The sequence below is a fragment of the Microcoleus sp. BR0-C5 genome, assembly GCF_036705045.1.
Classification (GTDB): domain Bacteria; phylum Cyanobacteriota; class Cyanobacteriia; order Cyanobacteriales; family Microcoleaceae; genus Microcoleus.
In genome coordinates, this window is sequence record NZ_JAUBTR010000013.1 from 22,344 (window position 1) to 34,255 (window position 11,912).

General features: G+C 44.1%; 12 protein-coding genes. 8 read left to right on the forward strand and 4 right to left on the reverse strand.

From position 1 onward, the window contains the following. Nucleotides 1-40 precede the first annotated feature (40 nt). Entirely contained in the window at nt 41-430 is a 390-nt protein-coding gene (locus QUB08_RS08695) for a hypothetical protein (RefSeq protein WP_006632408.1), read from the forward strand. 204 nt (nt 431-634) lie between these two features. Here QUB08_RS08695 and QUB08_RS08700 read toward each other — a convergent pair whose 3' ends face one another. Then, nucleotides 635-1,228 carry a YraN family protein gene (locus QUB08_RS08700; protein WP_333224339.1) on the reverse strand — a complete coding sequence of 198 codons (594 nt, stop codon included), beginning with the start codon at nt 1,226-1,228 and terminating at the stop codon, nt 635-637. 14 nt (nt 1,229-1,242) lie between these two features. On the opposite strand from QUB08_RS08700, the gene QUB08_RS08705 reads away from it, so the two are divergent. After that, entirely contained in the window at nt 1,243-1,758 is a 516-nt protein-coding gene (locus QUB08_RS08705) for a pentapeptide repeat-containing protein (RefSeq protein WP_333224340.1), read from the forward strand. A 158-nt stretch (nt 1,759-1,916) separates the two neighbouring features. On the opposite strand, the gene dnaG is transcribed toward QUB08_RS08705, so the two are convergent. After that, a complete protein-coding gene (gene dnaG, locus QUB08_RS08710; RefSeq protein ID WP_333224342.1) occupies nt 1,917-3,935 on the reverse strand; it encodes a DNA primase in 2,019 nt (672 codons plus the stop codon). Between the two features lie 379 nt (nt 3,936-4,314). Here dnaG and QUB08_RS08715 point away from each other — a divergent pair, with 379 nt between their 5' ends. The 3 genes from QUB08_RS08715 (at nt 4,315) to QUB08_RS08725 (ending at nt 8,549) form a co-directional block, all read left to right on the forward strand. Continuing rightward, the gene (locus QUB08_RS08715; protein ID WP_333224343.1) at nt 4,315-5,250 is read left to right on the forward strand and encodes an NAD-dependent epimerase/dehydratase family protein; all 936 of its coding nucleotides are present in this window, start codon (nt 4,315-4,317) and stop codon (nt 5,248-5,250) included. Between the two features lie 155 nt (nt 5,251-5,405). After that, a complete protein-coding gene (locus QUB08_RS08720) occupies nt 5,406-6,326 on the forward strand; it encodes an Rpn family recombination-promoting nuclease/putative transposase (RefSeq protein ID WP_333224344.1) in 921 nt (306 codons plus the stop codon). Nucleotides 6,327-6,344: 18 nt separating this feature from the next. After that, nucleotides 6,345-8,549, forward strand: coding sequence for a tetratricopeptide repeat protein (locus tag QUB08_RS08725; RefSeq protein ID WP_333224345.1), 2,205 nt, complete (start codon nt 6,345-6,347; stop codon nt 8,547-8,549). 67 nt (nt 8,550-8,616) lie between these two features. On the opposite strand, the gene QUB08_RS08730 is transcribed toward QUB08_RS08725, so the two are convergent. After that, nucleotides 8,617-9,354: a hypothetical protein gene (locus tag QUB08_RS08730; RefSeq protein WP_333224346.1), complete on the reverse strand. Its 738-nt coding sequence runs from the start codon at nt 9,352-9,354 to the stop codon at nt 8,617-8,619. Continuing rightward, a complete protein-coding gene (locus QUB08_RS08735) occupies nt 9,351-9,677 on the reverse strand; it encodes an MgPME-cyclase complex family protein (protein ID WP_333224347.1) in 327 nt (108 codons plus the stop codon). Before QUB08_RS08735 ends, QUB08_RS08730 begins: the two co-directional genes overlap by 4 nt. Before the next feature lie 114 nt (nt 9,678-9,791). On the opposite strand from QUB08_RS08735, the gene QUB08_RS08740 reads away from it, so the two are divergent. From QUB08_RS08740 to QUB08_RS08750, 3 genes are all read left to right on the forward strand, one after another. Beyond that, nucleotides 9,792-9,998, forward strand: coding sequence for a hypothetical protein (locus QUB08_RS08740; protein ID WP_333224349.1), 207 nt, complete (start codon nt 9,792-9,794; stop codon nt 9,996-9,998). 346 nt (nt 9,999-10,344) lie between these two features. After that, nucleotides 10,345-10,503: a hypothetical protein gene (locus QUB08_RS08745; protein WP_333224350.1), complete on the forward strand. Its 159-nt coding sequence runs from the start codon at nt 10,345-10,347 to the stop codon at nt 10,501-10,503. Between the two features lie 28 nt (nt 10,504-10,531). Beyond that, nucleotides 10,532-11,731: a glycosyltransferase gene (locus QUB08_RS08750; RefSeq protein WP_333224351.1), complete on the forward strand. Its 1,200-nt coding sequence runs from the start codon at nt 10,532-10,534 to the stop codon at nt 11,729-11,731. The last annotated feature ends 181 nt before the right edge of the window (nt 11,732-11,912 follow it).

The window sequence follows — 11,912 nt, forward strand, 5'->3', positions numbered from 1 at the left end:
TATAGCATCAGCTTTGCTCATAAGGCTCATAAGGATCGTTATGGAATACCTCTACTACATCGCCAATACTAGCCTTACTCTGAGAGTCGTGGATTACCTACGCACGGCTCATCATCTTCCCTTGCAATTTATCACTGTTATTCACCAAATTGACGGCTGGGTGGTAAAGGTGAAAATGAGTCAATATTTAACTCCCGAAATGCACGGGGATTTTCGGGCTTTTATGAACGAACTCGGAATTCCTTACGATCCTGAAATTCGCTTGCAAATGGCACTTTGGAGCTTGGAAACCGGACAGTCGCCACTGAGCGTGATGCGCCGCTACCAGGTGGCAGTGGTTTGTCACGGCAGCCCTGACCGCAAAGAAATTGAAGCGTTTCGCCAGCAGTTTGTCAAGGGTCTGGGATATTGTCCGGAAACTCTGGCCTAGATTGCTACGCATATAAATTAACTGTGATGACAGAACAGGAGAGGGAGAGAAGGGGAAAGCGGGAGAAGATTTAACGCTTTTTTCAGCTCCGTTAAAGCTCAAGAGAGAAATGCGCGACAGCCTAGGCAAGTTAACAATTAAAAATTACCTAGTGGGCTTGCTTTGAAATTTGACCCTCTAAATTTTAATTATATATTTTTATTTTTAATTGCTAAAAGCCGACCGAATGTATTCTTGCAGGGTGAGTCGGTAATTTACTGCAACGCCGGATTGAGAGTTCGCTGCTGTTAATGGTGGTAATATTGGCTTAGTGTTTTGTTGTGAAGGTTCGCACCTGACTAAAGCGACATCAAAGCGACAATAATTATTGGCTAAATCTGGATGAGTGCTTAAAAATATTTCGGCTGTTTGCCAAAGTCTGGCTTGTTTTGTGGTGGTAACAGCCAACATTCCACCAGCATCCCAATTTCCCCGGCGGCGAGTTTTCACCTCTACAAATGCTAATGTTGGGGATGTGTGATTGGGAAGAACTTGGTTTTTTGGGCTTTCTTCATCTCTTCCGAGTGCGATGATGTCAATCTCTCCCCAGCGACAGTGCCACTGCCGGTGCAGGATTTCCCAACCTTGCTGCTGCAACCACTCGGCGACTAAGTTTTCTCCCAATGTGCCGATATCGCGAGTGTTTGGGGATTGCGGGCAATTGGAGTCAGCCGTCGCTAACGGGCGATTCCCTACGGGATAGCTACGCTTGACGCTCTTTCTGGTAGAATTCAATTCTGAACTGTCACGACTGCCCATTAGCTTGAACTTGTATGATGATTTCTCGAATTCGCCAACATATTTATACTTTCTTGCTGAGTTTTGTTATTTTAGCAGTAATTGCCGCTGGGGCGATCGGCATTAATCCCGCACCTGCTTTCGCCCTAGATCACGACAAAGAAATCCTAGTCGGCGCTGATTTTACTGGCCAAGTTCTGACAGACGACAGTTTTAATAAAGCCAATCTTCGCAACAGCAATTTTACTAATGCAGATTTGCGAGGTGTCAGCTTTTTTGCTGCCAATATGGAAGAGGCAAATTTAGAAGGCGCGAATTTTACAGGTGCGACTTTAGATTTAGCTCGCATGATGAAAGCAAATTTAACTAATGCTATCCTTGAGGGTGCTTTCGCTTACAACACCAGGCTGGAAGGATCTGTCATTGATGGTGCTGATTTTACAGAGACACTGCTGCGAGACGATATGATAGAAAAACTTTGTAAAGTGGCAAAAGGTACTAATCCCGTGACGGGTAGAGATACTCGCGAAACTCTTTTTTGCGATTATTAAAATGCTCGTTGGATAAAGGAATAAAGTCCTTAGTACAAACAGGCTTGTAGTAAGGACTTTATTCCTTATATTAGTTTAAAAAAATGTAACGGCAGGCAAGCTTCAAACCTATATCGAACGAGTCATCCCCAATCTAAAATCTAAAATCTAAAAGGGTACTAGCCCCAAGGCACAGATGTTAAATCGTAAAAATTAACTTGACGCAGCCGCTCTAATTCCTTGAGCCATTCTTGTTCGGCACAGAATAGTTGGTGATATTCTATCGCCTCTTCACCACTGCTAGCGGCCTTGGCTTTTTCCCACATATTGAGTGCAATCCGGCGGCGCTTCATGCTGATAATTTGCTCGATACAGGCGAGGGCAGATCTAATTACTAGAGGTGCGCGATAAACATTTCTTTCTGAGAACTCATTTAAGTGAAATAAATGCGAGATTTGATTGAGTTGATTGGGATATTCAATGAAGCTATCTTGTAATTTCAATATTAACTCAGAAGGCGCTACTTGTAAAGACATTTTGTGCAATATTTCTGCATTCACAATCTGGTGCCACAAAAATCTGTGGTGAGAAAGGCTAAACTGCACGTCTCTAGCTTCTATTGCTTCTCTGACATCCTGGCGGTATTCGGGACAGTGCAAATAAATCTGCAATAATTGCGCTTCTGCTTCTTCTAAAAGACTGCGGGCTACAGCAGATAAGCTTGATTTTGAGCTTTTGTTTTCGCTGCTTGCACGCTGCTTTTTATATTGTTTGTTCGGCTTAAGCTTGTTTCTAATTAACAGGGGCATTGTTAAAGATTCGTCTTGACTCTGCCGCTTTGCCCAATCGCTGACTACTTGGTTGAGCAAGTTTTCAGCAATCATTTTTGTGAGTCGAAAATCTCCTTTGCTGAGAATTTCGGCGCACTTTTGCAGGTAATGTGCTAGCTGATTATCGTCAGTGATATTGGTTAATAAGTTAATGATTTTTTTTGTAACTTGCTGGGAAGTATCGGCTTGCTTCAAATCTTGATTGACGAGCATTTGTTGCAGTTGCCAGTCGAGCCACAACGGAGCATTTTCGATCAATTCTCGATATTGTTCTGGGGAGTATGTTTTGAGGTATTCGTCGGCATCTTTGCCGTCGGGAATGTTGAGTACCCGCAGTTGCACTTCTCCTTGATAAGCGAGTTTTTCTATTTCTCCAATTGCGCGTTCTGCTGCTTGAGTTCCTGCTTTGTCGGCGTCGAAGTTGAGGATAATTTGTTTGGAGTCAGTGTACCGCAATAACTGCCGCACTTGGTTTAAACTGAGGGCTGTGCCGAGGGAAGCGACGGCGTTGGAGATGCCTGCTGCCTGAAGTGCGATCGCATCAAAGTACCCCTCTACCACCACTGCGCGATCGGCTTTGCTAATGGCTGTTTTCGCCGTATCTAAGGCAAATAAAGTCTTGCCTTTATCAAAGAGTTCTGTTTCGGGAGAATTGAGGTATTTCGGCTGTTCGTCGCCGAGAGCTCTGCCGCCGAAACCGATGACTCTGCCTTGGGTGTCGCGAATGGGAATCATAATGCGATTGCGGAAGCGATCGTAATAGCCGCTGCCTCCTGATTTGCGTGGTACAATTAATCCAGCTTGTTCGACTAATTGCGCCGGATAGTTTTTCTGTTCTACTAAATAACTGTAAAGTGCTTCCCAACCTTGGGGTGCATAACCTAATTGAAATTGTTGAATAGTTTCTTCGCTGAGCTTGCGCTCTGATTTGAGATATGCTAAGGGTTCTTCTCCTTGGGTTTGTCGCAAAGCGTGTTCGTAAAATTTGGCTGTTAGTGCTGAAATTTCATAGAGTTGTTCCCGCAGAGAAATTTGCCGCTGCAATTCTTGTCGGTGTTCCGGTTCGACAGTTTTGACGGGAACTTGATAATTTTTAGCTAATTCTAATACTACTTCGCTGAAAGAGCGTTTCTCCAATTCCATGAGAAACTTAAAAGCATTGCCGCCTGCACCGCAGCCGAAACAATAATACATTTGTTTGCCGGGACTGACTGTAAAACTGGGAGATTTTTCATCGTGAAATGGACACAAACCTACGAATTCTTTCCCGCGTTTCCGCAAGACGACGCGACCGGAAATAACGTCTACTATGTCGGCTCTTTGTTTGACTTCTTCGATTGTTTCTGGATGCAGCCGGGGAACTTGCATAGGGCTATTTTAGGCAAATTGAAAGTATAGCGGAAAAAAGAAGGAAGAAGGAAGAAGGAAGAAGGAAGAAGGAAGAAGAAAGAATGCCCTTCTGGTTTTCGATCTGGTAAACAGAAGGAAGAAGGAAGAAAAGCTAGGTTTTAGCAAGTGAGAAAGTGTTAATCGTCTTAGGGATTGCTATATGTTTATTTTGAGCGATCGCACTTTAGTAAAGCACAAAACTGACTTTCAGGACTTGCACACAAAAACTCAATAGTTCCGGTTTTATGTACCAGGGATGATCGCTGTTAATATGTGTTTTCTTGAAAAACCCGCTTTCTGCGTAAGGCATAACTTTATTGTAAGATATTTACACTAACTGTAAGGAGCATCGAAAATAATGCGAATTTTAATGATGGGCGGTACTCGGTTTATCGGGGTTTATCTTACTAAGATTTTAGCAGCACAAGGGCATGAAGTGGTGTTGTTTAACCGGGGCAACAAGCCTGTACCGGTTGCGGGCGTAAAACAGATTCAGGGCGATCGCACAAATGTTGAACAATTGCACGACAAGTTATCGACGGTCGAGTTTGACGCGGTTTTTGACAACAACGGCCGCGAACTCAGCGATACAAAGCCTTTAGCTGAAATATTTAAAGGGCGGGTGCAGCACTTTGTTTACATGAGCTCTGCGGGGGTTTATTTGAAGTCGGATCAAATGCCTCATATCGAAGGGGATGCTACCGATCCTAAAAGCCGGCATTTGGGTAAATGCGAAACCGAAAATTACTTGGCTGAGTCCGGTTTGCCTTGGACTTCGATTCGCCCGACTTACATTTACGGCCCCCAAAATTATAACGATTTGGAGGCTTGGTTTTTCGATCGCATTGCGCGCGATCGACCGATTCCGATTCCCGGTAACGGAATGCACTTCACGCAGTTGGGGCACTGTCAGGATTTGGCTAAAGCAATGGCTGCGGTTTTGGGCAACTCTAGGGCGATCGGGCAAATTTACAACGTTTCGGGCGATCGATTTGTCACCTTTGACGGTTTAGCACGCGCCTGCATTCAAGCTGCAGGCAAATCTCCTGATGCTATTAAGATTGTACACTACGATCCGAAACAATTTGACTTCGGCAAAAAGAAAGCTTTTCCGATGAGATTGCAGCACTTTTTCGCTTCAGTTAATAAAGCTGTCACCGATCTTAACTGGCAGCCAGAATTTGACTTATTTTCTGGATTGAAAGATTCTTTTCAGAATGATTATGTAGTTTCGGGACGGGACAAAGCTGAGATAGATTTTTCAGTCGATGATGAAATTTTGAAAGCCGTTTAAAGTTAAGTTATAGTGGGAGCATCTCAATAGCAAAAATCTAGCACCCACCCTAACCCTCCCCTTAGTAAGGGGAGGGAACAAGAAACCTAGCAAACAGACTGTCACAGTAAGGTTTGCAGCCGTGTTAAGTACAAATGTCGAAGGAGAAAAATAACATGAGATTTATCAATCCCAAAATTGATTTTGCCTTCAAAAAAATATTTGGCTCCAGCCAAAGTACAGAGATTTTGATTAGTTTCTTAAATGCCATACTCTATGAAGAAGAATCGATCATTAAAAGCTTAGAAATCCTCGATCCTTATCTTGGTCCTCAAGTAGCCGGAGCTAAAAATAGTTACTTAGATGTCAAAGCGCTACTTAATGACGGCACATTTGTGATTATTGAAATGCAAGTTTTGAAGGTACAGGCATTTGGCAAGCGAGTTTTGTACAATGCAGCAAAAACCTATGCACTCCAATTAACAAGGGGAGAACTATACAAGCAATTGCGACCTGTGATTGCTTTGACTATCACTGATTTTGAAATGTTTCGCGGCGAGCAAGATGTGATTTCGCATTTTGTCTTCAAAGAAAGAACTCGGTTGTCTGATTATCTACAAAATGACATTGAGTTAGTATTTGTAGAGTTGCCAAAATTTAAGAAAGAATTGGATCGACTGGAAACTCTTACTGACAAGTGGATTTACTTTATTAAAACTACTGGCACTTTGGATGAAGTACCTCAAACAATGGTCACAGTCCCGGAAATTCAGAAAGCCTTTGAAATTGCCAATCAAGTTAGTTTGACACAGGAGGAATTTAACATATTACAACAGCAAGAGTTTTTTGCTCAAGATCAAGAGGGTTCAGTGGCTTTAGGTCGGGAAGAAGGCAGACAAGAAGGCAGACAAGAAGGACAAGTAGGGTTAATTATGCGTTTGCTGAGTCGCCGTTTAGGTCAAATAAACCCGGATATTGAAAGCCGCATTCGCCAATTGCCGATCGACAAATTAGAGAATCTTGCAGAAGCCATGTTAGATTTTTCTAATGCCGAAGATTTAACAGCTTGGTTGGAAGCTAATTCTCCAAAAGACTAGGAATATTAGGTAAATCTCATGCTTGGAATAACACTCGGCAATCGCTACAGTATTATCCGTCACTTGGGAGGCGGCGGATTTGCTCAAACTTATTTAGCGGAAGATAAGCAGCTACCAGGCAATCACCTCTGCGTCGTCAAGCAGCTTAAACCTCATGCAACCGATCCCGAAACTTTAAAGGTAGCAAGACGTTTATTCGATACCGAAGCACAAGTTTTGTACAAGTTGGGAAATCACGATCGCATTCCCAGACTTTTTGCTTTTTTTGAAGAGAATCAAGAGTTTTATCTCGTTCAAGAATTTATAGAAGGTCACGATTTAAGTGAAGAAATTATACCCCCCCAAACCCCCCCTTACCAAGGGGGGGCTGGACTTGGCTCCCCCCCTTACCAAGGGGGGGCTGGGGGGGGTTCCTCTTACCAAGGAGGGCCTGCGGGAGGTTCCCCTTACCAAGGAGGAACTGCGGGAGTCATGCAGGAAGATCAAGTCATTTGTATATTGCAGGAACTTCTCGAAATTTTAGACTTTGTACACCAGCAAAATGTGATTCACCGCGATGTCAATCCCCGCAATATCCTCCGCAGAGATAGAGACGGAAAATTAATTTTAATTGACTTCGGTGCAGTCAAAGAAATTACTACTAAAATTACCAATCCTCAGCCCAAAAATAGCTTGAGTGTCAGCATCGGTACTCCCGGTTATATGCCCAGCGAACAATCTCACGGCAACCCTAAACTCAGCAGCGATATCTATGCTGCAGGTGCGATCGCAATTCAGTTCCTCACTGGCATAAATCCTCACCAAATGCCAAAAAACCCCGATACAGAGGAAATTATTTGGCAGGACAAAACATCAGTCAGTCCTGAATTTGCGAAGATTTTAGATAAGATGGTAAAGTACGATTTTCGCCAACGTTATTCTAGTGCCGGCGAAACGCTGCAAGCTATTAAAGAATTGAAAAATTCTTTCAGCGGTACAGTTCCTGTATTGCCTCCGGTTGCTGCTGCGAAGGGGCCGCTCAAATCCCGAAAAAAACTGTATTTTAAAATATTGTCGATCGCCAGTTTAATTGGCATCAGTATTATAGCATCAATTTATGGTGTAAATACTTTTAATGCGGCAAATGCAACTGACCTGTACAACCGAGGCAATACTCTTTACAATTTAAGCCGATTTGAAGAAGCTCTGGCCGCTTACGATCGAGCTATAAATCTCAGGCCGGACTACGCGGAAGTTTGGCAGGAAAAAGCCAAAACTTTATATGAATTGAAAAAATATGGAGAATCGCAGTCAGCTTATGATAAAGCCATAGAATTAAAGCCGGAATACTTGGAAGCTTGGACGGGACGCGGTTATGCTTTGGAGAAGTTGCAACAGTCTCAAGAGGCGATCTCATCTTTTGATAACGCTTTGAAAATCCAGCCCGACTATGCCGCAGCGTGGGAAGGCAGAGGCGATACTCTGTTAGATTCGCAGCGGTACGAAGAGGCGATCGTCTCCTACGAAAAAGCGGTACAATTTCAGCCTAACTTGTACCTTGCCTGGTACAATCGGGGACAAGCTCACCAAAAATTAAAACAGTACGATCGAGCCATAGAATCCTATCAAAAAGCAGTTGAAATCAAATTCGATAATTATGAAGCTTGGTACAATTTAGGCAATGTATTCCTAGAATTAAACAAAAATAAAGAAGCTTTTGAAGCCTACGAAAAAGCCGTGCGGTTTCAGCCCAATTTTTATCAAGGGTGGTACAGTAAAGGCATCGCTTTGCTGAAAATGCGCCGACATGAAGAAGCGGTAGAAGCTTACGAAAAAGCTGTCAATTTAAAACCTGATTATTATCAAGCATGGTACAATTTAGGTTGGTCGTACCACGAATTACGCAGGTACGAACAAGCAATTGAGTGTTACAGCAGAGCCTTAGATTTAAACCCGAAAGAATATCAAGCGTGGTACAATAGAGGCAATGCTCAGTCCAATTTAAAGCGGTACGAAGATGCGCTAGTCTCTTACAATGAAGCTGTCTATGTCAAGCCTGACTACTCGGAAGCCTGGTACAGCCGCGGCAATGCACTTGTGGCTGTAAAAAGATACGAAGATGCGATCGCCTCCTATGACAAAGCAATTCGCTACAAACCAGATTACGGAGCGGCAATGGAAGCAAAAAAGCGGGCACAAAGTCAGCTAGGAAGCAGCCCGCTAGAATCAGAACAACAACAATAATTTTTATTAGTCCGCTTAGGCGGACTTTGTTTGACAAGAAGCAATTTTAATTGCCAAGTTTTATCTTTTAGCGAACAGCGGGAGCAATTACGGTAACTCGGCGGCTGTCTACTAACATCGGCCAAAAACCTCGATCGCTCAATGTTTTTACTGCTGCAGTAGCGGCGTTTTGATCCGTTGTATAAGCGACGAATAAAAAGGGACGCTGGCCATAGGAAGCTAAGCCTACTTGCGTGCCTAATGCTTGTCTGACTTGGGCTGCTAATTCCGGTTGGTTGAAGTAATCTACTAACACTGCATAACCAGGGCCGAGGGGTTGGGGATTAAAGTCAAGATTTCCGGTTGCAGGATTGGTGGTTGGTTCAAAACCTGGTGCTGGCTGAGGGTTGTAGACTGGCAAATTTTGGGGTAGGGCCGCTGCGGGCGATCGTACTACGTAAGCTTGCAATCCGACAACATCTTCGATGTATTTAACCCAATCGCTGGCGATTTGCGAGTCGCGAAAGCCACCAACTCGCGTCACGGTATCATTGATGTACCGACAAACTATGTTGTTAGTATTTCCTGGGAAAGAGCGTTTTGCTCTTTCTTGCTGTTCGGGTGTTGGAGTGACAATTAACAGTAGATATTCATCGGACTGGGGCGGTTGACAGCTCGACTGAGCTTTAACAGAAGTCGATAAAATTGTCAAGGCCAAAAGGGCGATCGAAGTAGCAGAAAATAGGGGTAGAGACAAAATATATTTGTACAATTGACCCCTAATTGTTGTTAGTTTTTTTGTCGGATATTTTGCTACTTTTTTCATGCTGTCTGTAGGGACGCGAGGGCATCGGGGATAGTTGCTGATGGTGCTTGAAATTCACCTGTCAGTACATATTCTAATCGCAGTTTCAACCAGGTAATGAAGACAGGATCTGTAGAAATAATAGCAGCGGCTGGCTGAGGGCATTTTGCTTTAGCTTCTGCCATTGTCGGTGCTTCTAGGAAAGCGGGCTGTTTGACCAACCAGAAGTCTATTTGTTTTTCTTGTTCGTTGTAGTTGCGAGTTCTTTCTTTAAACACTTCATCTAGGGCTTCTTCTTCTAGCAAAAAGCGTTGGCTGGCTAAAACGTAGTAGTAGGTTTGCATTTTTCTCGGTTGTTAGGGGTTGACGGTTAGCGGTTAATGCCGCCTGTACCGACCAGTTTTGCTGGTCAGGGGCGGGTTTGCCGAGTTGCGGTCGTTGGAGAGTTCTAGACTCTTGTGCCGTTTACTTTACCTTATTTGCTGTCATCTTGGGTAGATGCAGAGCAAGTCGCCTCAGAAAAATCTTTGGTGGTGAGAGTTGGGGGAGTTCTGAGAGTTGCGAGAGTTGCTGGTTGTTTGGGGATTTGGGCGATTATTTTTCGGGCTGGTGATTTTCGTGAAAATTTAGGTGACAATAGGAAATTAGATGGAATTGCACGTTGAATAATTACCAATTATTGAGGCAATCTGGGGGCTGTTAAACCTGATTGGGAGTGGTTTGCATAACCAGGAAAACACTTCGGACAGTTTTTAATTGGAAACCCTGAAAAAAGGCTTTCAGGGCGATTCGGCGATCGAGCTGCCTGCGTGAAAATCAACGGTTTGTGACTACTACCTAAAAAGTGTCGTGACTAAGCTGTTCGGCATTTAAAGGACTTGCGTAAGGTGCGTCAGCATCTAAGGTTTTCCGTTTCAGCGTAAGGGTTATAGCTGACGCACCCTACTAGCCTCGTTACTGGTTTAAATGCTCCACAGCTTATTGTATTAAATATTGTATTAAAAATGTAAAATGTGTGGATTGATTTGCTCTGACCGAAATAGCGATCGCCCCGCTGTCACTTCCCCCATCCCGCCAAAAGCGATCGCCCTCCGCCTCTCCTCAAATAAGCTCAACAAATCAGCTAAATTTGTTGCCCACGTATTGCAGCCAAAGGCTAAACTAATCTAAGTTTTACCATAAAATTTTCTCCCCGTTCATGAACATCGCTTATTTAGTCAACCAATATCCGAAAGTCAGCCACAGCTTTGTCCGCAGAGAAGTGCTAGCCGTTGAAAATTGCGGCATGAACGTCGCACGTTTTTCGATCCGATCCTGCGAGTCAGAACTCGTTGATGGGGCCGACAAACTAGAGCAAGAATTGACTAAAGTAATCTTAGGAGTCGGCGTACAGGGCCTAGCGTGGGGTTTGCTGCGCGTTGCCGCAACTAGACCAATTAGATTCATCGAAGCTGTGCGGTTAATGTTCAAAGTTGGCTGGCACTCGGAACGGGGGATTTTGCTGCATCTAGCTTATTTAGCAGAAGCTTGCATTCTTTTAAATTGGTTTGCAGAATCGGGTACAGCACACGTTCACGCTCACTTCGGGACAAATTCCACAACAGTCGCTATGCTGTGCCACGTGCTTGGCGGCCCGACTTACAGTTTCACCGTTCACGGCCCAGAAGAATTTGATAAAGCCACACTTCTTTCCTTAGACGAAAAAATTAAACGCTCGACCTTTGTAGCGGCGGTTAGTTCCTTTGGTAAAAGTCAGCTTTTTCGGTGGTGCGATCGCACTTTTTGGTCAAAAATTCACGTCATACACTGCGGCGTAGATGCTGCATTTTTAGCTGCACCCTACGTCCCCATCCCCGCAGCACCCCGCTTAGCTTGCATTGGCAGACTCAGCGAACAAAAAGGTCATTTGTTATTGCTAGAAGCTGCTAACTTACTAGCAGTTCAAGGCTTAGAGTTTAAGTTGGTACTCGTAGGAGACGGGCCGCTGCGATCGGATATTGAAAAGCAGATTCTGCAACTCGGCCTGCAAAACCATATAGAAATTACCGGATGGGCCAGTGGCGATCGAGTTCAGCAAGAGATTTTAGCTTCTCGCGCAATGGTACTGCCGAGTTTTGCTGAAGGTTTGCCCGTCGTAATTATGGAAGCCCTCGCTCTCAATCGGCCCGTAATAAGCACCTATGTTGCTGGCATCCCGGAGTTGGTAGAACCCGGTGTTTGCGGTTGGTTAGTTCCTCCCGGTTCCGCAGAAGCATTAGCGGTAGCGATGCGCGCGGTATTGGAAGCACCTCTAGAAAAGCTAGAACAAATGGGGAAAACAGGAGCAGAACGGGTTGCTCAACAACACAATGTTGATTTAGAGGCAAAAAAATTAGTGGCGCTGTTTGAGAGTGCTTGAGAATGGTGCAAAACCTATGGATTAACTGACATTTTGCACCATTATTAATAAGTCTTTCAAGGGCGGGCAGGATGCCCAACCCCCTACTCCCCACAGGAAAATTAATTGTTTGTGGAACAGGCATCTTGCCTGTTCCTTGAATTAAGCTGTAATTCTTTATTGTTTGTGGAACAGGCATCTT